The sequence below is a fragment of the Algoriphagus halophilus genome (assembly GCF_900129785.1).
Lineage (GTDB): Bacteria > Bacteroidota > Bacteroidia > Cytophagales > Cyclobacteriaceae > Algoriphagus > Algoriphagus halophilus.
The window spans coordinates 2,556,670-2,578,666 of record NZ_FSRC01000001.1 but is presented as its reverse complement, the minus strand read 5'-3'; the positions used below and the strand labels follow the sequence as shown (position 1 = coordinate 2,578,666).

Annotated in this window: 13 protein-coding genes; 10 read left to right on the top strand and 3 right to left on the bottom strand. The window is 40.6% G+C overall.

Going from position 1 to position 21,997, the window contains the following annotated elements:
• The first annotated feature begins 127 nt into the window (after window positions 1-127).
• The 5 genes from BUR11_RS10785 to BUR11_RS10765 all read left to right on the top strand — a co-directional run bounded on the left by BUR11_RS10785 (window position 128) and on the right by BUR11_RS10765 (window position 7,289).
• On the top strand, window positions 128-2,554 hold the full coding sequence (locus BUR11_RS10785; RefSeq protein ID WP_074224818.1) for an ABC transporter permease: 2,427 nt from the start codon (window positions 128-130) through the stop codon (window positions 2,552-2,554).
• A 216-nt stretch (window positions 2,555-2,770) separates the two neighbouring features.
• On the top strand, window positions 2,771-3,052 hold the full coding sequence (locus BUR11_RS10780; RefSeq protein WP_074224817.1) for a hypothetical protein: 282 nt from the start codon (window positions 2,771-2,773) through the stop codon (window positions 3,050-3,052).
• Window positions 3,053-3,127: 75 nt separating this feature from the next.
• Window positions 3,128-3,703 carry a hypothetical protein gene (locus BUR11_RS10775; protein WP_074224816.1) on the top strand — a complete coding sequence of 192 codons (576 nt, stop codon included), beginning with the start codon at window positions 3,128-3,130 and terminating at the stop codon, window positions 3,701-3,703.
• 223 nt (window positions 3,704-3,926) lie between these two features.
• A complete protein-coding gene (locus BUR11_RS10770) occupies window positions 3,927-4,871 on the top strand; it encodes a DUF4097 family beta strand repeat-containing protein (protein ID WP_074224815.1) in 945 nt (314 codons plus the stop codon).
• Between the two features lie 60 nt (window positions 4,872-4,931).
• Window positions 4,932-7,289, top strand: coding sequence for an ABC transporter permease (locus BUR11_RS10765; protein WP_074224814.1), 2,358 nt, complete (start codon window positions 4,932-4,934; stop codon window positions 7,287-7,289).
• Between the two features lie 99 nt (window positions 7,290-7,388).
• On the opposite strand, the gene BUR11_RS10760 is transcribed toward BUR11_RS10765, so the two are convergent.
• Both BUR11_RS10760 and BUR11_RS10755 read right to left on the bottom strand, forming a co-directional pair.
• Window positions 7,389-8,780 carry an FAD-binding oxidoreductase gene (locus tag BUR11_RS10760; RefSeq protein WP_074224813.1) on the bottom strand — a complete coding sequence of 464 codons (1,392 nt, stop codon included), beginning with the start codon at window positions 8,778-8,780 and terminating at the stop codon, window positions 7,389-7,391.
• Window positions 8,781-8,847: 67 nt separating this feature from the next.
• A complete protein-coding gene (locus tag BUR11_RS10755; protein WP_074224812.1) occupies window positions 8,848-10,188 on the bottom strand; it encodes an adenylate/guanylate cyclase domain-containing protein in 1,341 nt (446 codons plus the stop codon).
• A gap of 284 nt (window positions 10,189-10,472) precedes the next feature.
• On the opposite strand from BUR11_RS10755, the gene BUR11_RS10750 reads away from it, so the two are divergent.
• Both BUR11_RS10750 and BUR11_RS10745 read left to right on the top strand, forming a co-directional pair.
• Window positions 10,473-12,344, top strand: a complete 1,872-nt coding sequence (locus tag BUR11_RS10750; RefSeq protein ID WP_074224811.1) for a tetratricopeptide repeat-containing sensor histidine kinase — start codon at window positions 10,473-10,475, stop codon at window positions 12,342-12,344.
• Window positions 12,345-12,363: 19 nt separating this feature from the next.
• Window positions 12,364-13,005 carry a response regulator gene (locus BUR11_RS10745; RefSeq protein WP_074224810.1) on the top strand — a complete coding sequence of 214 codons (642 nt, stop codon included), beginning with the start codon at window positions 12,364-12,366 and terminating at the stop codon, window positions 13,003-13,005.
• A 3-nt stretch (window positions 13,006-13,008) separates the two neighbouring features.
• Here BUR11_RS10745 and BUR11_RS10740 read toward each other — a convergent pair whose 3' ends face one another.
• Window positions 13,009-14,049, bottom strand: a complete 1,041-nt coding sequence (locus tag BUR11_RS10740; RefSeq protein ID WP_074224809.1) for an alpha/beta hydrolase — start codon at window positions 14,047-14,049, stop codon at window positions 13,009-13,011.
• A gap of 273 nt (window positions 14,050-14,322) precedes the next feature.
• Between BUR11_RS10740 and BUR11_RS10730 the strand changes: the two genes are divergently transcribed.
• The 3 genes from BUR11_RS10730 to BUR11_RS10720 all read left to right on the top strand — a co-directional run bounded on the left by BUR11_RS10730 (window position 14,323) and on the right by BUR11_RS10720 (window position 21,991).
• Complete coding sequence (locus BUR11_RS10730; RefSeq protein WP_074224807.1) at window positions 14,323-16,761, top strand: ABC transporter permease; 2,439 nt, start codon at window positions 14,323-14,325, stop codon at window positions 16,759-16,761.
• Window positions 16,762-17,028: 267 nt separating this feature from the next.
• Window positions 17,029-19,500, top strand: a complete 2,472-nt coding sequence (locus tag BUR11_RS10725) for an ABC transporter permease (RefSeq protein WP_074224806.1) — start codon at window positions 17,029-17,031, stop codon at window positions 19,498-19,500.
• Between the two features lie 46 nt (window positions 19,501-19,546).
• Entirely contained in the window at window positions 19,547-21,991 is a 2,445-nt protein-coding gene (locus tag BUR11_RS10720; RefSeq protein WP_084560928.1) for an ABC transporter permease, read from the top strand.
• Window positions 21,992-21,997: the final 6 nt, after the last annotated feature.

Here is a 21,997-nt window from a genome sequence, read left to right as displayed (position 1 = left end):
AGAAGTATGAAGTGGTAAATACGAAAGACGAAGTCAGAGGTACCAAAGAGGAAGTGGGAAAGTATGAAAAGTGAAATGTAAAAAGAGCATTGGTGTTAATCCAAATAGCTTAAAAAATTAGAAATATATGTTTAAGAATTATCTGAAAATCGCCTATAGAAATCTCCTTAAAAAGAAGGTGTACTCTTTTATCAATATTCTGGGTTTGGGTATCGGAATGGCTTGTTGCGTGCTCATATTTATGTTTGTTCAGGATGAACTTTCCTATGATCAATTTAATGAGAAAGGGGATCGGATATATAGAGTGGTCCACGGATATTTTTCTGAGGATGAACAAGCTGAGAGTAATTCCAGGGAAAATTATTGGGTTTGGGGAAATGCACCCGTGGGGCCAGCTTTAGAACTGGATTTTCCAGAAATAGAAAAAGTGGTCAGATTTTCAGGTAAGGCAGATATTCTGTTTACCATTGGAGATCAGACTCAACAAGAGGAAGGAATAGTTTTCATGGACTCTACGGTATTTGATGTGTTTTCTTGGGAACTAGTAGAGGGAGATCCTCAAAAAGCCTTGGTGGCACCCTATAGCATAGTGCTTTCAGAGTCCACCGCAAAGAAATATTTTGGAGACCAAGAAGCCTTGGGTAAAACGCTGAAAGGATCGGATGTGGCAGGTAGAGCAAATCCCGGTGATTACACGGTCACTGGAGTCATGAAAGACTTACCTTCTAATTCCCACTTGAAATTTAATACCCTGCTTTCTTTAAGCACTTTTCATCAATCCCGACCAACTGTCTTTGATGCTTGGGGCTATGTGGATACCTATACTTATTTTTTAGTAAATGATCAGTTTGACCAGCAAGCGTTTGAGGCCAAGCTTCCGGAATTTATAGCTCGGAGGGCAAGCGAAGAAAATGGGCCTAATTACACTATTGGAATTGAGCCTTTGAAAGATGTGTACCTCAATTCTGAGGTGCAGCGTCAACCTGGCGAAACAGCTTCCTTGACGAATATTTATGTGTTTTCTGTGATTGGATTATTTATCCTCGGTATTGCTATCATCAATTTCATGAACCTTTCTACCGCCAGATCCATGGAGCGTGCCAAAGAGGTTGGGATCCGTAAATCCATCGGAGCAGATAAAAACAGTTTGATATTCCAATTTCTCGGAGAGTCATTGGTTATTGTAATCTTGTCTGCTATCGTAGCAGTAATTTTCGTTTCCTTGGCCATGCCATTGATGAACCAGCTGACAGGAAAAGAACTGATGCTCAATAGCATATTGAATTGGCAGACCATTCCATTCTTTTTGGGCATTGTACTAGTGGTCGGACTTCTTGCTGGTTCCTATCCGGCTTTGGTTTTATCTAGTTTTAGACCGGTATCGATCCTGAAGGGCATCAATAAATCCGATGCCAAAGGAGCCAATTTGAGAAAAGGCCTGGTGGTTTTTCAGTTTAGCCTTTCTATTGCATTGATTGCCGGGACCATTATCGTCTACAATCAAATGAGTCATTTATTGGATAAGGATATGGGATTTGATAAGGAGCAAATGTTAATTGTGGATTACAATTACGATGAGCAAGTAAACAACGTATCCTCTGCTTTGGAAAATGAATTGGAGAACAATCCAAACATTGCTTCAGTGGCTTTTTCCCGTAGCGTACCTGGAAGTCATTTCCCAAATGCCGGAACCACCATCGAGAATCCAGAAGGTGAAATGGTGATGCAAGGGCAGGCCATATTTCAGGTCGGATTGGATTTTATTGATCATTTTGATCTGGAATTAGTAGCTGGAAGATCCTACAGCAGAGATTATCCCTCAGATTCTACATCGGCTTTGGTAGTGAATGAGGCGGCAGCCAGACAATATGGCTATTCCAATCCAGCAGATATTGTTGGGAAAAAGTTTGATCAGTGGGGAAGAGCAGGAGAAGTCATCGGGGTCGTGAAAGATTTCAATTACATTTCCTTACATAATACCGTAGAACCTCTGACTTTGCCTTTTGAGGCATATGCCAGTCGCTATATGAGTCTCAAACTCAACACAGAAAATCTTCCAGTAACCTTGTCAGAAATTGAAAATGTATGGAAGGAACTGGCTCCTCACCGTCCATTCATCTACAGCTTTTTGGATGAGGATTTTAACAGCCAGTATGAATCGGATTTCCGCTTCAGACAGATCTTTACCACTTTTTCAGTCTTGGCAATTATGATTGCCTGTTTGGGGTTGCTGGGATTGGCCACCTATACGGCGGAGCAACGAACCAAAGAAATCGGAATCCGAAAAGTATTGGGTGCAGACGTGGGAAGTATCGTGGGATTGCTTTCAAAAGATTTCATCAAGCTGGTGCTGATTGCCATTTTGGTTGCCACACCTTTGGCATGGTTTGCCATGAATAAATGGTTGGAAGGCTTTGCTTACAAAGTGCCTTTACATTGGTGGGTTTTCTTGGTTGCGGGGGTGTTGGCCGTGATCGTGGCCTTAGTTACCATTAGCTTCCAAGCCATCAAAGCAGCGATGATGAACCCTGTGAATAGTTTGAAGAGCGAGTGATATAGTACGGAGTTGAAATTACCGAGTATTAAGGATCAAGAATCGAAACAAAGTGAAAAGTTCCAAGAATTTAGATCAGCAGGGATGGGCATGAAACACCTCATGTCAGGTCAGTAATTATAGGAAAACCTTGATCTGCTGGAAATATAGATTGAATGAGAATAAACAACCTAAAAATAAATGCATCTATTAGTACACACTTAAACCCCTAGAGCCATGAGCCATATCGCCATTCCAATTCCGACATTTCCTGGAAAACAGGACATAGAAATCCAGGTAATCATCAACAACGAAGTAAAATCCCTGCATTATAAAGTCGAGCTTTTTTATTGGGAAGATTGTGCCAATCCCCAGGGGCATCGGGCAGATTGTATTTCAGACATGCTGGCCAACCATGACCCCAATTGGACCGTCTATTACATTGGAGCTCCCACAGACAAGTTTGTACCCATCACTTTTGTCAACAAGGAAAGTAAAAAGTGGATGCAAGTGAGGTAAGGATTTGACCTGGCCCTTTATTTTAGAGCAATTCCTCCTTTGTTTTGTTCTAGTTTGTTCAATTGGACTTGACTTATGCATACTTTAGAACCCCATTACAATTGGAGGAATATATACATTTCCGCAGAAGACCCGAAGTCTCCATTTTTTGGCTATGAAAACAGTGAGGTTTACTTCACAGATCAAATATATAATTACCTCATCCATCCTCAATGGGATAATTTTGGGAGTGAGACCCTTTATCTGAAGGTTCTTTTTGCTGATTACACGCATGGATTTGCGGTTATTGAATTATTGGGAGAATGGAATGATCTCTTAAATAATGATATCATGACTTTGAAGAGAGATGTGATTGAACTGATGATCAGTGAGGGAATCAATAAATTTATCCTCGTGGGTGAAAATGTCTTTAATTTTCATTCCGATTTGGATTCCGTAGATTATTATGAGGAATGGCAAGATGAACTGGAAGAAGGTTGGATTGCGGCCTTGAATTTACGGCCCCAAGTGATGGAAGAGATGAGCAGGTTTGGAATCGATCAATTCTTTGTCATGGGGGGTAAATTGGATGATGTCTCCTGGAGGACAAAGCACCCAAAACTACTTTTCAAGCAAATTGATGAATTGGTGCAAAAACGATTGGGGTGGTAATCGAGAACTACCATAGAGCCAACTATAATTTTTTGAAATGAAATTGATGTGATTTTTTTAGATCTCTGAACTCAGAAAATTATATGATCTTTGCCCGAAATCGAACGAAATTGTCCGAGAAATTCTGGTAGTTCTATTGAAAATATGCCCAAAAAGCCATTTTAAAGGGGTTTTTGCTGGCACAAAAGTAGAATGAGTAGGGTGTTTGATAATTTAAACTACCATGAAAACCTCATTCTATTCTCTGTTTTATCTATCCTTCTGTCTGTTCTTTGCTTCAGTTCAGGAATTAATAGCCAGCTCCATTGCTGACCCTTATTTAACAAAAGAATTTACCCTTAGTGGAAAGGGTGAATTAGACGTAGAAACTTCTGGTGCTAGCGTGGCTGTAATAGGTATGCCTGGAAACCAGGTGATTGTAGAAATGTATGTTAAAAGAAATGGGCGAGAGTATGGTTCCAAAGATCCTGAAATTGAAGCATTGCTCGAAAATTATCAATTGGATATATCAAAGAGTGGCAATACGATTTCCCTTAAAGTAAAGAAAAAGAATAATTCAGGCTGGAATAATCGAAACAATCTAAACCTTTCCTTCAAGGTACAGGTGCCTACCGAGATGTCCTCTTACTTTCAATCAAGTGGAGGATCTATTTCATTAGAAAATGTTTCCGGAGAACATAAGATCGAGACCAGTGGAGGTAGTATTCGTATTGCAGATGCAAGTGGTAAAGTCACTTCCCAAAGTTCTGGAGGATCCTTTTCATTAACTGGATTTGATGGAATGGTGGATGTTCAAACCAGCGGGGGATCTGTAAAAATCAATGGTCTGGAGGGAGATCTTGAAATCAATACTTCTGGGGGCAGTGTGACGTTGGAAGATATTTCGGGGAGCATTGATGCGAATACCAGTGGCGGTTCGATTCGTGCAAAATTGCTTGGGGTAGATGAAGACCTGTCTTTTCAAACTTCAGGTGGAAGTATCACTGCCATGGTACCAGCTGGATTGGGTTTGAACCTGGATTTGCGAGGTGGGAGAGTCAATTCAAGATTTTCCAATTTTGATGGAGAAGTGAAAAAAGACCTGATTGTTGGAAAAATGAATGGAGGGGGACCTCTACTTTCCATGAGAAGTTCCGGTGGTAGTATCAATTTGGAGTTTATCGATTGATCTTTTCATACCTCTCATTGAATGAATTTGGAAAGTTGTGAATAAAATAACCAACCTGTTATGTGGAAAAACTACTTAAAAATAGCCTGGAGAAATATTACCAGAAGTAAAGGGTATACCTTCATTAATATAGGAGGTCTAGGCATTGGAATGGCAGCATCCATCTTGATCCTGATTTGGGTCCAGTTTGAATTGTCAGTGGATAATTTCTATCAAAATTCTGATAGAATTTACGCAGTCATGAGAAATGACAACAATCAAGGAGAAATTTTTACCTGGGATTACACTCCGGCTCCTTATGCACCCGCCATGAAGGAGCAGTTTCCTGAAGTAGCAGCTACCAGTAGGTTGACGGAATGGGATCCAATGTTGATCAGTGTAGGAGCTACCAGCATGTATCAAAAAACCACCTTTGTTGATCCTGATTTTTTCGAGATTTTTTCATTTAAGGTATTGCAAGGGGATATTTCCGATGCAATGTTTGACCCGAATGCCATTATATTGACAGAAACCCTGGCCAAAAATCTTTTTAATGATGAAGAGGCCATCGGAAAAACGGTGACTTTAGAAAAACAGCTTGATTTAGAGGTCAAGGCAATCATTCAAGATCTTCCTCAAAACACTGATTTTGATTACACAGCATTTCTTCCTTTTCAAAAATTGGAGCAATTGGGATGGGTGGATGAAAATTGGAACAATAACTCCTATTTGACATTTGCGATGTTGAATGAAGGGACGGATTTGGATTTTTTCAATGAGAAATTTAAAGGGTTTACCTCCGAAAATTCTGGAAGTGAAAGAATCAGTGACTTCCTTTTTCCTATGAGGGACCGGCATTTAAGGTCCAAGTTTGAAAACGGAGTATCCGTTGGAGGAAGAATTGATTTGATCAAGATGTTTGGAATCGTGGCGATCATTGTATTATTGATAGCCTGTATCAATTTTGTCAATTTGAGTACCGCCCAAAGTGAGAGACGGGCCAAAGAAGTGGGAGTGAGGAAGATCTCAGGAGCAGGAAGAGGAATGTTGATTCGACAATTTTTGGTAGAATCCATCATGATCGCATTTTTTGCATTTATTCTTGCGACTTTAATCGTATCCCTTTCCTTTCCATGGTTTCAGGAATTGATCGGTAAAGAATTGGAAAGCCCCTTTACTCAGACTTTTTTCTGGCTGACTTCTGGAATATATGTGGTGATTACCGGGGTGTTGGCAGGAAGTTATCCGGCATTTTTGCTCAGTTCATTCAGACCTGCCATCGTCTTGAAATCTAAGCTTCAATCCAGACACTACTGGGTAAATCCACGAGAGGTGTTGGTAGTGTTCCAGTTTGCCATTGTGGGAATATTGATTTCTTCAGCTTGGATAATCCGAGACCAAATGGTCTATGTTCAGAACAGGGACTTGGGCCTTAACAAGGAAAACTTATTATTCCATCCCTTGACCGAATCCATCAGAAAAAATAAAGTCGCATTTAAGAATGAACTTCTTCAAATGAATGAAGTGGAATCAGTCAGTTATACCTTTTCACCACTAACAGAAATTTACAGTGACACCGATGCCATGGAATGGCAAGGTAAGCCAGAGGAGTTCAGGCCAAATATCAGTCGAATGGGCTCAGATGCCAATTTGGTGAAGACCGCTGGAATGGAATTGATTGCAGGCCGTGATATTGACGTGTATTCATACCCCAGTGATAGTTTGGCTGCTGTCATTAATGAAACAGCTGCGAAAACGATGGGCTTTGAGGATCCTATTGGTCAGGTTATCAAAGATGACTCCTATGAATTCACCGTCGTTGGAGTAGTGAAGGACTTTATTATGGAATCACCTTTTGACCAGGTGAAACCCATCGTGATCATGGGTCCAAAAAGAAACCTGAATTTTATCCATGTCCGATTAAAAGACAACCTGGAATATGCAGGGGCGATGAATAATCTACAAGCCCTCTTTTCCAAATTCAATCCTGGTTCTCCTTTTGAATACCAGTTTGTGGACGAGGCACACGAACGGAAATTTGTTTCTCAACAGAGAACCGCGAAACTTACTGGAGTTTTTACTGGACTTGCGATAATCATTTCCTGTATGGGGCTGTTCGGACTGGCCACATTCATGGCCGAACAAAGAAGTAAGGAAATATCTGTCCGTAAAGTATTAGGCGCTTCGGTAGCTGGTATAGTCCGGTTGATTTCTTCTGAATTCACGAAACTCGTGTTGATCGCCGTAGTAATTGGTATCCCTGTAACTTGGTATTTCATGGATACTTGGTTGGAGTCTTTTGCTTACCGTATTTCAATTGATTGGAAAGTTTTTCTTTGGACCACTTTGGCAGCATTGATCATAGCCTTCTTAACGGTGAGCTCCCAAGCCATCAAAGCAGCGTTGATCAACCCGGCCAAAACGTTGAAAAGCGAATAAACTGTACCATACACAGGTAATTATAAAAACAGAGTCCGGGCATCTGCCCGGACTTTGTTATGCTTAAGTCCCTTTTGTTTTCACAGGAAAGCGCTTGCCTTAATCTGCGGGTAAGATATTTTGATTCACCCTGAAAAAATTATTCGGGTCGTATGCTTTTTTGATTTTGGTTAAGCGCTCGTAATTTTTTTTGTAGCTCGCTTTTATCCGTTCCTGCCCTTCATCTTGGATAAAGTTCAGATAGGCTCCACCTGAGGAATAGGGATGAAGTGCTTCCCAATACTCTTTGCACCATTGGGTGATTTTTTCTGCATTGGCAGGATCAGGATCCACCCCTACATACACCCCTGCGTATTTGGCATCTCTATGTCCCCAGGGAGTTTCTTCTTCGCCCACTCGGCTGGCAGCCCCACTGATAGGATATAAGTGCATTTGTGAAAGCGGAGTAGGGATCTTGGATCCGAATTCCAAGTGTTTGGCCCTTACCTCTGCACCCAATTCCTTGAAATAATCTCCTCTCCAATACCATTGTAAACCCGGTGGAAGCATTCCATCAAACATAGTCTGGATGGATGGATAAGGCATTTCGCCCACATGATGGAAAATTGGGTTCTTTTCCAAAATAGGTTGGAATACTTCTTCTTGCTTAGCTGGATCACCTAAATACGACCATACGATTCCACAGAACATTTTATGATGTAATGCTTCTGGAAAAGGAGGCCCTGGAATCACCATGGTTGCAATAAATCCATTTAAATCTTCAGATGAATGATTTAGGAACTCATGATACCATTCCATGATTTCATCAATTTGTTCTATGGGCCACAGCGTAGGGCCACCAATAATAGTCTTTACGGGATGTGCTTGGAATTTGAAAGAAGTGACAATTCCAAAATTCCCTCCTCCTCCTCGGATTGCCCAAAAAAGATCCTGATTCTGGTCTTTATTCACCCTTACAAACGAGCCATCAGCTAGCACCATATCGGCTTCCAACAAATTGTCTATGGTCAGACCATATTTTCGGGAGAGGTAACCTACCCCTCCACCCAACGTCAACCCACCTACCCCCGTAGTGGAGATAATCCCGGCAGGGACTGCTAATCCAAATGGATGTGTGGCATGATCTACTTCACCCCATAAGTTTCCTCCTCCAACTCTCACGGTGCTGTTTTGAACATCTACATGGACGAATTTAAGACCTGATAGATCGATGACCATTCCCTCTTCACATAGCCCTAAGCCCCCTCCATTATGGCCACCCCCTCGTACTGCGACCAAGAGATTGTTTTCTCTCCCGAAATTAACAGCATAGATGACATCGGCTACATCTGCGCACATCACAAACATACCTGGATGTTTATTGATCATGGCATTGTAAACTTTTCGGGTTTCGTTATATGCTGGATCCTCTGGAAAAATGACCTTGCCTCTAATCTGAGTAACAAATGCTTCAATCACTGATTGCTCTAATTCTTTCACTTTCGTTGTCATGATTACTAGTTTAAATTAATGATGAGAAAAATGATTCTATAAAAATTAAATGGTGGTTTGACTCTTTTTAGCTACTGACAGTTTCAGCTTTTGGATAGGCATGTTTTTGCATGTTTTCGATGACATAATCCAATGCTGAATTCCAGGCATTGATGGTTTTTGTAGTTTTATTATCTCCGAGGATTTCTTCAATAGTTTCCATCATAGCCTGTTTAACTACTGGGTAGTATTCGACCTTGACCCCATAGCTTACATGGTTTCTGCCTAATGTTTTTAATCCATTTTGGAGTTGATCAGGTCTAGATAAAGAATGGATGATTCCACCGAGCATATGGGTAAGTAATCTTCCCTGCTCTGTCATATTATTCCTAAATAATGCCCTGACCTCTGGGGCAATATCAAAGACTTTTTGGTAGAAGATTTCAGCAAATCGATCCTCGTCTTCTAATAGAAAATTCATGGAGCATTGCAATTCCAGTTGAAGGTTCAGTTCCTTGAAGCCCAAGAGTTCAAGGATTTTGATAGGGTCATCTTTTCCCCGGACTTTGTTATTGAATTCTTGGCCGATGATTAAGGAGCCACTTTCTATATTTTGGAATACCGAATCTGAAATGAGTATTTTAGTACCAGTGGATTTGGTTTCATTTTGGATTCTGCTGGCTACATTCACAGGATCTCCAATCACAGAAAATTGCTTGAAGGTGGGGTGACCTAAAAGGCCGATATAGGCAGTTCCAAAATTGATCCCAATTCCCGATTTTAATTTGATGCCAAAATCTTTGAGTTCCGTTTTGTTGAGGGATTCCAAGGCATACTGCATTCCTAGAGCAGCACGGATAGCATCTTCGCAATTTTTTTGTGCAGAACCTCCGTTGGTCCCAAATACTCCCACAATTTCATCTCCCACATATTGATAAATAATTCCATTATTCATTAAGATAGGTTCGCCTAATGCAGTGTAGAATTTGTTCAGAAGGTAGGCGATGTCATAGTTTAGGTTTTCAGAAGATAGGTTGGTATAGTTTCTTAAGTCACAGAACAAAATTGCGATGGGTCGTTCTTCCGCTTTCCCTTGTGGTACCAATTCTTTTTGCAAATTATTCACCTCTCCACTGGACCAGATTAGTCGTTGGACAATGACATCCCCTTTGGGTCTGGCTTGACAAGCAAGGCGGACCGTTGGATCCCATTTTCTGGAATGACCATTTATTTTCTCGGAATCAGTTTTGGGGCTAAGATTTTCCATCCCATGTAGCACCCTCACTCTGCAGGTGGTACAAATGCCATGGCCACCACATTCATGCATATGGGGAATGCGGTTAGCGATAGATAGATCCAAAATGGTTTGAGACTGGCCCTCGAATTCCACCTGTCTATTGATAGAGGAGTAGGTAATTTTAAAAGACATGAACAAAGAATTAATTGGTTGAAAAATCACGCTAAAAACTTGCTTCAAAGCTAGGAAGGCATGGGTCGGTTTTTTACACCCATTCGTATGATTTCAGAAAATCATACTTCTATTAGAGGAAAACTCACACAATTGTGTGAGGTGAAAAAGTCATGGTTTTGGGTGTTGTCTCAAAATTTGAAAAGAACTACTTTGGAGTGTGGAAATTCCTAAGGAGTTGATTTCTCATACTTTATCAGTTTTATTGATAAATGTTTCTTTTTTTATAGGCCAAACATCCTGATATGGGGTTAAAGAGATTGTTGATTTTTCTGTGTTACCTGACTTGTAGATTGACATTTGCGCAATCAGATAATCTGGATAGCCTGAAATCAAGGGTTGAAAGCATACCAGATGATTCTTTGAAAACTGAAACCTACCTGAGGATCGCATACATTTTATATGCAGGCGATGAGTCTGAATTATATGCCCAAAAAGCGCTGGAGTTAGCGAAGAAATTGAATAGTCCGAACTTGATAGGTAAATCTTACCATCGATTGGCCTGGTGTCATGGATTGGATGAGATGGATAAAAAGACCGCTTATCTGGATAGTGCGGCTACAACTTTTACCAGCATCGCTGACTATTATGGCTTGGGAAATGTCTTTGACACCAAAGGCACCATATTGATGGAATATGGATCCTTATCTGATGCAAATGATTCCTATCAGCAGGCATATGATTACTATGCACGAATTGGGAACGAGGAGCGAAAGGCAGGAGTTTTGAATAATTGGGCGATTGCGGAATATACCAGGGGAAATGTCAATGAGGCAATACAAAAATTTAAGACTGCCCTGGCATTTAGAGTAGAGGAAAAACCTATTTCACCTATTGATATAGCGCGGCTTTATCAAGGTTTGGGAGAATGTTACCGACTGCAAGGGGATCTGGTATTAGCCACTAGGAATTACCTTAAAGGTTATGAACACAGAAAAGCGGCTGGGAATATCGGTGTAGTTGAATCTATGCTCAGTATCGCCTCGATGATGTACGATGTGGCAGAACAAAACATAGATACCACTTCCATTCAGGAAATTATAAAGGAAAATGGCTTTGATAATTCCATGAGCCTGATCGAACAAGCTGAAAATACCCCAGGTGTAGCAGATCGAATCGGGATACAAGAGTCCATCATGGATGTGAAAAGGCGGAGATTTTTATTAAACAAGGATTTTGAAGCGGCATACGAATTACTCTTGAGGCAAAAACAAATCCAAGAAGAGTATAAGCTTCGAGAAAGCAGTTTGGAGGCGATGGCTGATTTGAAAGTAAAATTCGAAAAAGATCAGCTGACCATTCAACTGTTAGAGGAGGAAGTTTTAAACCAAAAAAAACAGGAACAAGTGACATTTTTAATCATTTCTTTAGCAGGCCTATTTCTGATTTCAATGATTGGGTTCCTTTACTATCAGAACCGAGTAAAATCTGCTCAAATCGAACTCAAAGATGCTCATCGGGAACAGCAAATAGTATCCATGCGATCGATGTTGGAAGGCCAGGAAAAAGAACGGTCCCGAATCGCCCGGGATTTACACGATGGCTTGGGGAATTTGCTATCAACCCTAAAAGTAAACATTGGGAGTCTTCAAATTAATTTTGATGATTCAAATGCCAAGAAAATCTATGGGTCAGCAAGTCAAATGATCGATGAAGCTTGTACCGAAGTAAGAAAAATTGCGCATGAAATGATGCCCCAGGCCTTAAAGAAACTGGGACTTCGTAAGGCCCTCGAGGATTTAGTTAAAAAAATGGATGCAACCCATCCTTTTGACGCGGAATTCCATGTTCATGGGGTAGAGCAAACCTTTGATGACAATACCAATGTCATGTTGTATCGAATTGTTCAGGAGGCTTTGAATAACATCGTCAAGTATGCAAAAGCTTCTGAGGTGTCTGTTCAGATTACCTACTCAGAAGAATGGTTTGACCTGACTATAGAAGACGATGGAGTCGGGTTTGATCCTGGTTCCTCAGAATCAGAAAAGGGAATGGGGTTGAAAAGTATTGCCTTTCGAACCGAGTTTATAGGAGGGACTTATGATATAAACAGTAGGCCTGGAGTAGGAACTTTGGTGACCATTAACCTCCCTCTTCATCCAAAACCGGAAGCTTAGACCAGAAATTGAAATCCATATGGAAAAGATCAAAGTTCTATTAGCCGATGACCATCAAATCATGCTCGATGGTTTAAAGGCAATTTTTGCAAAGGATAAGTCCATTGAAGTGGTAGGGACCGCCAGTAATGGTTTAGAAGTCTTGGAATTTTTGAAAAATCAATCCATAGACGTACTGCTTCTGGATTTGCAAATGCCTGTCATGGACGGATTGGAAACTACCATGCATGTAAAAAAATCCTATCCTGAGGTGAAAGTAATCATGCTGACTACCAATGATGAAGGAAGCATCATTACCTCTTTATTTAAAGTAGGAGCTACGGGCTATTTGCTTAAAAATGCATCCAAGGAATCCTTGATCCAAGGAATTAAAGATGCCTTTGAAGGGAAGAAAGTTCTCAGTTCCCATCTGACTGAGAAAATGATAGAGAGTCTCCATGAAAAACCCAAACCCAGAGAAGGTGAAATCCCGAAAATCACCAAACGGGAGATAGAGGTGGTGAAGTTGATTGCCCAAGAATACACCACGCAGGAAATTGCTGATGCATTATTTGTCAGTACCAATACAGTAGCTACTCACAAACGTAACCTGTTTGTCAAAATGGATGTCAAAAACTCAGTGGGAATGATCAAGAAAGCGGTTGATTGGGGATTGATTTAGATTTTATTGGAATTCCAGATAGAAATCGAAGAAGGGAAGCATTTGGTTAGGAATCCTGCCATCCTTGGTATAGATCCCAGAGGTATGAGTTCCTATATATTCTTCCGCAAAATGGGTGATTCCAACATTCTCAAGCCTTTGGCTAAACATTTTACATTGGATAGTAAATCGGTCTCCGGCATTCCTTCCCCAATCAAATTTGATAGCTTTTAACTGTTGTAAGTTATCCAGATTGTCCTCAATCATATGTACAGGCATATTGGCATGCCATTTTTTTAAAACTTCTTGATTGACAATTAATTCTTCACCCCTCACTTCAAATGGAAGGTCACAATAGAAAGGTGGATTGTTGGGGTTGGGTGACCAAGATTTTGCAAAGGCAATAATGACTTTTCCGAAGTAAGTTTTATTCAGGTCCTCGTAATTATCGATTCCCGAAAGTTCTTTATACGTATCACTATTAGGACCATACTCCCTTACAATGGCCAATGCTCCAGGGCTTAAACCATACACTGAATTGAAAATATCGGGATGATGCATGGCGATTTTCAAAGCCCCATAAGCTCCCATGCTATGCCCTGTAATTCCACGGCTCTCTTTTTTGGCAAGGGTTCTATAGTTTTCATCCATGTATTCCACAAGATCGAAGGCAGTGAAATCCTCCCAATTCCCATAGATCCCTGAATTGCTATAGAAACTCCCATCATACGTGGTTTGCTCGTCTGGAATCACCATGATAAAAGGCCTGATTTTATGGGTGTTGATCGAAAAATCAAGAATCTCTTTCATATAAGAAAGCATTTGATTGTTTCCCATAAACCCATGGAGAAAGTAAATGACGGGATACCGTTGTTGGGTATGTTCGTAATTGGGAGGGAGGTAAATGGATACCTTTCTAGTTGGATTTTCTCCGAAATTGTTTTCCAGGTTTTCAGAATAAATAGAATCTACTAAAACGGTACCTTGCGATTCTTGAGCAATTGCTGAAGCATAGCAGAACCAAAGGGCAAGAAAAAGGAGAATCTGATTTCTTAAATGGGGCATGTTGGGTTCAATTATTTTTTTCAATATACTTTTCAATTATTGAAATCTCGAAAATTTGCGATCAAATTCAATGAATTGAAAAAGAGCCTGTTGAACGGAAATATTTTTTTCATTAAAAAGGTCCGAAATCAATATCAGGAATCTAATAAAAGGGCTATTTCAAGCTCAAAAGCATGATTTTTTGCTTGGCACAGGAATTTGGATGGGGAAGAGGAATCGTCCTCGATAGAACAATCTTGTAACTTTTCCTAAGTCCATATCATCTAACAGAATATGTTCAAAAACTACCTCATCCTTGCCTGGAGAAACCTTAAAAGGAATAAATCCTTTAGCTTTCTCAATATACTGGGACTTGCAGTGAGCATGTCCGTTTGTCTCCTCATCATCATGATCCTCATGGATCAATACAGCTACGATACCTATCATAGTAAGAAGGATAGGGTTTATCGGGTTCATACCACTCGTTATCAGCAGAATAATGGTGAAACAGCCAGTTCGGCTTTGCCTTTGGCTGAGAAGCTGAAAAGTGACTATCCCAATATTGAAGAAGCAGCTGCGCTGAATAGTGAAATTGGGGGTGATATTATTTATGAAGAAAAATTTGCGACTGGGGGAGGGTATTTCGCTGATGGCAACCTTTTCAAAATCCTGGATTTTTCCTTTAAGGAAGGTGATCCAAACACTGCGTTAACCGAGCCTTTTTCGATGGTTATTTCTTCTGACATGGCGGAGATCCTATTCAAAGATGAATCAGCCTTAGGTAAAACAGTGGCATTTCATGACAAGGATATCAGAGCAATGGATATTGAAGAGGGGAATACCGAAACTGACTTCGGTTATTTTACCATCACCGGAGTTTTAAATCCCAGCCCAGGCAAAACACACCTTCCTTTTAAATTATTGGCTTCCCTCAGTACGATGAAATCGCTCCCTGAGGGATCAGTCATGGCTGCTCAGGGTGACTGGGATAATGTCTGGTCAAATTATACCTACGTGCTTTTAAAAGAAGGAAAAGCCAAACAGGATTTACAGTCAAACCTGGATTATATCTCGGAGGAGATTTATGGCGATAAATATGATAACAAGCATTCATTTAAGGCAGTGGCTTTGGGAGAAATCACTCCTGTGGGGTTTATTGGCAACATGACTCATGTGTCAGTTCCAAAAGTGGTTTTAGTGATATTATCAATATTATGCTTGATCGTGATGTTTTCAGCCTGTTTAAACTACACCAATATGTCTGTAGCTCGGGCTTTGACGCGAGTAAAAGAAGTAGGGATCAGGAAGGTTTCGGGTGCGAATAAAAGACAGATTTTTGGACAGTTTATAACAGAAGCGGTGGTCATATCTCTCTGTTCCTTGTTCTTTGCATTTTTGATGCTTCAGGTTCTGGAAAATGGCGTGGATGGACTGACTTTTAACCAATATCTTAAAATTTCCCTAAAGCAGAGTTTACTTGGTATTTTGATCTTTATAGGATTCAGCATTTTAGTAGGGGTAGTTGCAGGTGTACTTCCAGCAACCTACGTGGCAAAACTGAATCCTGTCAATCTTTTTAATAAACTGAATGGCGTTCGGCTTTTCAAAAGTATGGGTTTGAGAAATGTTCTTCTTGTGGTCCAGTTTTCAATCTCTTTGATTTTTATTATTTCGGTGGTTTTGATTCAATCCCAGGCAAGGCATATCCTGAATTTTGATTACGGCTTTAACAAGGAAAATGTCGTCACCGTTAAGCTTTTCAATCATGAGAACTACCCAAGATTTGCACAGGCATTGAACGCTAATCCTGCCGTTTCTTCTGTAGGAGGATCCTCACTTATTCCCGCCGGAGGATGGAATTTTGGAACAGAAGTGATCAACCCGGATTACCCACTGGATAGTTTGGAAACCAACTATTTTGATGTCAATAGCGGAATCGTAGAGGTCTTGGATTTAGAATTGGTAGCAGGTAAAAATCTACCATTAGAAGGGGGTGATAACCTCATTTTGATCAATGAATTCGCAGTAAAAAGTTTTAATCTTGGAAGTAGCACCGAGGCAGTGGGGAAACAACTGGCGGTAGAGGATGGAGCTGCGTTTAAAAATGTACAGATTGCCGGCGTGGTAAAGGATTTTCAGTTCCTCTCACCTGATAGACCCATGCAAAGCCTGGTTTTACGAAATAGAAATGATGCTTTGGGGTTTGCTTTAGTAAAAGTATCCGGGGTCAATCAAGCCCAAACCCTGGCTTCCCTCGAGGCTACCTGGAAAGAAGTGAACCCTGATTCCAAGTTCTCTTACAAATACCTGGATCAGGAGCTTTTGTTTATCCATCAGGTGTTGGGAGATGTGTTTGCTGTCATCGGACTTATTTCCTTCTTGGCCATTTTTGTCTCCTGCTTAGGATTGTTGGGCATGGCTACCTATACCGCACAAACTCGAGTCAAGGAAATAGGAATCCGCAAAACTTTAGGATCCAGTATTTCCCAGGTTATCTTTTTGCTTTCCAAGGGCTTTTTGAAATTGCTCGGAATAGCGATCCTGTTGGCAGTTCCTGCCGCTTATTTCATCAATAATTTATGGTTGGAATTCTTCGCCTCCCGAGTCAGTATCGGAGTTGTACCGATAGGAATAGGAGTCGGGGTAATCCTCTTGATCAGTATAGGAATCATATTTTCACAAGCCTATCGTGCTGCGGTGATTAATCCCATTGAAAGTCTAAAAAACGAATAGGTATGTAAAAGGGTAGATTGATCGTCAGGGATGATTGAATTTATGAGTTGGGTTGACCTCCTATCCATTAAATTATTTAAGTGACTGATAGGGGCGGATAGTCCGTAGGCGAACAAATTTGTCCGAAAAATTTGAATCAAAAGCCATATAAACCTCCAAAACACTCCGTTTTGGAGGTTTTTTGATGGCATAAATGTGGAATTGATGGCAGCATTGTAAAATAGAATAGCCCGGGAATTCAGTATTCTATTGAAACAGATCTGCTGCATGATAAAAAATTACCTTAAAATAGCTTGGAGGAATTTGGTTCGTCAGAAATCATTTTCACTCATCAATGTATTGGGATTGTCCTTAGGTTTGGCTTGCTGTCTGATCCTTTTATCCTATGTCAAACAGGAAAAAACGTATGATAGGTTTCATCCAGATTCTGACCGGATTTTTAGAGTAGTTCAAGAGGTTCAATCAAAGAATTCCTGGGCTTGGGCAGGAGGTGCTGTAGCACCAATGCTTCGAAAGGAATTTGAGGGGCAGCTGGATGAAGTGGTTAGCTTAACCCAGATCAGTACTTATTTATATGCTCCTGAAGGAATAAATCCTGAAGAGCGATTTAGAGAGGATCGCTTTATTTTTTCGGATGAGGGATTTGATGAAATTTTTGGTTTTGAGTTGATAAAAGGGAGTTGGGATGGTGTTTTGGAAAACACCTATCAAGTAGTGATCACAGAAAAAGCCGCCCAGAAATATTTTGGAAATCAGGACCCGATTGATCAGGTTTTAATTTCTACAGGAGACTTTGCTTTTCAAGTGAAAGGAGTGTTGAAGGAGTTGCCGGAGAACACACATATGGCATTTGATTTTATTTCTGGCATGAACACTTTCAAGGCGTTCAATGAATTTCCAATCACCTCAGATTTTGGTAGTTTCTGGTGGCCTCAGACCTATACCTATGTAAAAGTCAATGAACAGCAAGATCCCTATAAGGTCAGCGAAGCCATTCCAGAAATCAATGGGAATTATAGGAATCCAGAAGAGGCAAAATCCTATGTGCATTTTTTACAACCGATTACAGATATCCATACCAATGCAGGTTTTCAAGGAGAATGGACTCCTCCAATTGCTGCAAAGACCCTTTGGATTTTTCTTTCAATAGGGATTTTTGTATTGGTGTTGGCCTGTATCAACTTTATTAACCTGGCAACAGCCAGGGCAATAAAGAGGATGAAAGAAATAGGGATTAGAAAAGTCAATGGAGCTCAAAGAGGTCAATTGATTGCCCAATTTTTAGCGGAGTCATTTTTAATCAACGCGCTGTCCATTGTCATTGGACTAATGATTGTCTATTTGGTAGTTCCCCTGGTTGAAACCAGTTTGGACTTAAGAATTCCAATAGACTTGGTAAATGATACCCAACTACAAGTATTGATAATAAGCGTTTGGGTACTTTCCTCACTCTTGGCGGGAATTTTTCCTGCATTTTACCTTTCTGGATTAAAGCCAGAAATGATCTTAAAGCAATCTCCTTTGAGTAGAAGCAAATCCCTGCTTCGAAAAGGATTGGTAGTCTTCCAGTTTGTGCTATCAACGTTGTTGGTTTTCTGTGCTTCTGTAGCCTATTTTCAACATCAATACCTATCAGATGCCTCCATGGGCTTTGATTCCAATGGATTGATTTCAGTTAAAATGGGAGAACTCGCAAAAGAGAAAGGAGATGTTCTAAAACAAGAATTGGCAAAAATCCCAGGTGTAAGTTCCGTGAAGTTTACCAGTGACAGGCCAGGGATAGACACCGGTTGGAACCCCACAGCAGATTATCCGGGTATCAAGGAAGGTGATACTAAAAATATCAATGTACAATATGTAGATGCAGGATATTTTGAAAGTTTAGGTATCCCCATGGTATCGGGCAGGGAATTCATAGAAGATGGAGCAGATAGGGGGATTCACAGTTTAATGAGAGACCGTTTCCCTCAGTTGGACCAAGTGGCCATGATTGTCAATGAAGCTGCGTTGGAATGGATGGGAAAAGATGCGAATACTGCATTACAATCTGAATTGAGAGTATTTACCGAAGAAAATGGCGAGTTGTTTTCAAACTTCAAGGGAACTGTTATAGGGGTAGTTCAAGATTACCATACTCGAGACATGCGTTTTTCTATTACTCCAACCATTTACCTCCCAGCCAAAAATGCGGCTTTTGATGGTACTTCTTATACCTTGATCAAGTCGGAGGAGGGGATCAGTCCTGAGTTGTTGACTGAGATGCAAGCTACCTGGAAAGAAATAAATAATGGATTGCCTTTCGATTATAAGTTTTTGGATGAGGACATTGCCCAGCAATATGAGCAACAATCCAAAACCAGTACATTGCTAGGTTCTTTTGCTTTTCTCACCTTACTTATTTCCTGTTTGGGTCTATTTGGCCTATCCATTTTCACTGCAGAATCTCGCAAGAAAGAAATAGGAATACGACGCGTGCTAGGGGCTTCTTCACTGAGTATTGTCAATAAGTTGACCTCTGAATTCTTGATTTTGGTAGGAATTTCCCTATTGGTTGCCCTTCCTTCAGGGTACCTTCTGATGAAAGAATGGCTCGCTCAATTTGCGTTCAAAGTTCCACTTTCCGTTTGGTTCTTTGTCGGTTCAGCAAGTATTTCCATCCTATTGGCCTATACGACTGTTTCTTTCCAATCCTTTAGAACGGCCCATGCCAATCCGGTAGAATCCATCAAAAATGAATAGCAAACCCTACAGATATAAAACTAAGCCAATCTAAATCCATATATCCATGATCAAGAACTATTTCAAAATCGCCATTCGTAATTTGTCTAAAAACAAGTTGCATACAGGGATCAATTTAATTGGTCTTTCTCTCGGTTTGGGAGTGAGTATTTTGATTTTCTTTTTTGTTCAGTTCGAAATGAATTTCGATACATTTCACTCCAACTCTGAAAATACATTTAGGTTAAAAAGATTTGAAATGTTTGAAGGGGAGTTGAGAAGTTCCTTTTCCACCCCCATTGTTTCAGCTCCCGCATTACAAGAAGAATTCCCTCAAATACAAAATGTGACACGGATGATCAGTGGGGTTGCGCAGGCCTTTTTGGATGAGACCAATACCCAAAGTCAGGAGTTTTTGATGGTAAGTCCTGAATTCCTGAAAATTTTTGATTTCAATTTACTGCAAGGCGATCCTTCTAATGTGTTGGGCGATAAATATGGAATCGTCATCACAGAAGAGACTGCCGGTAGATATTTTGGAGAGGCGAACCCGATTGGTAAAAGTATCCGAATCCGATTGGGAGAGTCATATGAGGAATATCAAGTTGCTGGAATCCTAGAGGATATCCCGGAAAACTCAAGTATCAAATTTGACATGCTCCTAAATGACGAGAATCTTGATTTCATGGTGGAGGAGCGAAGTAGAAACTCTTGGTATAATGTGTTTGGGGAAACTTATGTGACCCTTTCCAGTGCCAAGCAAGAACAGGATGTGGAAGCGGGAATGGAAGCAATGATGAAGAAAGTACTAGGAGAGGATTACGAAGAAGGAGAATACTTCTTTACGTTGGAACCTATTTCAGAAATGCATTTTTCAGACGATCCAAATGGGGGAATGGTTGAAACTACCCGCCCTAAATTACTTTGGATTCTTTCGACGATAGCGGTTTTAATTCTATTGATTGCCAGTATTAACTTCACCACCATGGCCGTTGGTAGGGCCATGACCCGGGCCAAAGAAGTTGGGGTAAGAAAGACCATGGGGGCTGATTTTGGTCAATTGGTCATTCAGTTCTTGACAGAGGCTTTCCTGACTACGATGGCAGCATTAATTATTGGAGTCATTCTAGCAGAAGTCCTTTTGCCTACTTTTAATGAGCTTTTTGAGAAGAATCTAGTGCTGGTTTATGGGTTGAACCAAATTTTGATCCTAGTTGGATTAGTAGTGTCGATTACACTTTTGGCAGGAGCTTATCCTGCATTTTTCCTATCGGGATTAAAACCCATCAAAGTCTTAAAAGGAACCCTTTCGCTTCATTTTGGAAAGCAAGGATTAAGAAAAGGCTTAGTAGCCATACAGTTTTTCATCTCTTTTCTTTTAATCGCCTCTACACTCATCATGGTACACCAGATGAATACCATTCGCAATTTCGATTTGGGATTTGATCAAAATATGGTGGTGCTGGTAGATGTGCCGGAAATCCCTTCTCCAAGTTTCATTAAAACCATTAATGAGAGTTTTAAACAAGCGGAATTATATAGACAATCCTTGAATGCCAGGTCTGAGATTCAAACAGCGGGAATCACCATCGCCACCTACGGAGACGATGCATTTTGGGAGGCTGGATTTCCTTTGGAAGAAGGAAAACAATTTCAGTTTCGGGTGAACTTTGTAGGAGGGGATTATATCAAAACCCTTGGTCTGGAATTGGTAGATGGACGGGACTTTAATCCTGATTTAGGAGCAGATAGCAGTGCATTTGTCATCAATGAAAAGTTTGCAGAAGCCTTGGGCTGGGATGATCCAACTGCTGAGATGTTGCCTAGCACACGATTCGATAGCCATGAAATAGTGGGCGTGGTAAAAGATTTTAACCATGCTTCCTTATATCAGGATATTGAACCGGTCTTATTCGCTAAAAGTCCAGATGCGGTTTTCAGTGGGATTAATTCCTTGAGTATCAACTCCGCAACTAATCCTAAAGTGATTGTCAAGGGCACAGGGACAGATTTTGAGTCTTTTAGAGCCTTGCTGGAAAGCGAATGGGAAAAGGTATTTCCTTCGGAGGCATTTAGCTTTAGCTTCCTCGATGAGACCGTGGAAGCACAATACAGGGCAGATGAGCGGCTAGGTAAAATGGTCTTTTTTGCTGCAGGGATTGCCATTTTAATTGCTGCGATGGGCTTATTTGCATTGGCTGCATTGAGTATCTCCGGAAGAACCAAAGAGATTGGAATCAGAAAAGTATTGGGTGCATCTATTTGGAGTATTTCGTGGATGTTTAACAAAGAATTCTTGATCATCACCCTAGCGGGAATCTTGATCGCGCTCCCATTAAGTTTATATGTGATGCAAAGTTGGATCGAACAATTTGCAGTGAAGGCCTGGCCTTCTTGGGTAAACTTCACACTGCTTGCGATAGGTGGAATTGGATTTACCTTACTGATCGTTTCTGCTCAGGCCTATTTTGCAGCACAAATGAATCCAGTGAAAACCTTGAAAGATGAATAGTTTTCC

Bases quoted from the DNA above. Each gene is read 5' to 3' on its own strand.
- BUR11_RS10785 (WP_074224818.1), top strand. From the start codon at position 128: ATGTTTAAGAATTATCTGAAAATCGCCTATAGAAATCTCCTTAAAAAG.
- BUR11_RS10780 (WP_074224817.1), top strand. From the start codon at position 2,771: ATGAGCCATATCGCCATTCCAATTCCGACATTTCCTGGAAAACAGGAC.
- BUR11_RS10775 (WP_074224816.1), top strand. From the start codon at position 3,128: ATGCATACTTTAGAACCCCATTACAATTGGAGGAATATATACATTTCC.
- BUR11_RS10770 (WP_074224815.1), top strand. From the start codon at position 3,927: ATGAAAACCTCATTCTATTCTCTGTTTTATCTATCCTTCTGTCTGTTC.
- BUR11_RS10765 (WP_074224814.1), top strand. From the start codon at position 4,932: ATGTGGAAAAACTACTTAAAAATAGCCTGGAGAAATATTACCAGAAGT.
- BUR11_RS10760 (WP_074224813.1), bottom strand. From the start codon at position 8,780: ATGACAACGAAAGTGAAAGAATTAGAGCAATCAGTGATTGAAGCATTT.
- BUR11_RS10755 (WP_074224812.1), bottom strand. From the start codon at position 10,188: ATGTCTTTTAAAATTACCTACTCCTCTATCAATAGACAGGTGGAATTC.
- BUR11_RS10750 (WP_074224811.1), top strand. From the start codon at position 10,473: ATGGGGTTAAAGAGATTGTTGATTTTTCTGTGTTACCTGACTTGTAGA.
- BUR11_RS10745 (WP_074224810.1), top strand. From the start codon at position 12,364: ATGGAAAAGATCAAAGTTCTATTAGCCGATGACCATCAAATCATGCTC.
- BUR11_RS10740 (WP_074224809.1), bottom strand. From the start codon at position 14,049: ATGCCCCATTTAAGAAATCAGATTCTCCTTTTTCTTGCCCTTTGGTTC.
- BUR11_RS10730 (WP_074224807.1), top strand. From the start codon at position 14,323: ATGTTCAAAAACTACCTCATCCTTGCCTGGAGAAACCTTAAAAGGAAT.
- BUR11_RS10725 (WP_074224806.1), top strand. From the start codon at position 17,029: ATGATAAAAAATTACCTTAAAATAGCTTGGAGGAATTTGGTTCGTCAG.
- BUR11_RS10720 (WP_084560928.1), top strand. From the start codon at position 19,547: ATGATCAAGAACTATTTCAAAATCGCCATTCGTAATTTGTCTAAAAAC.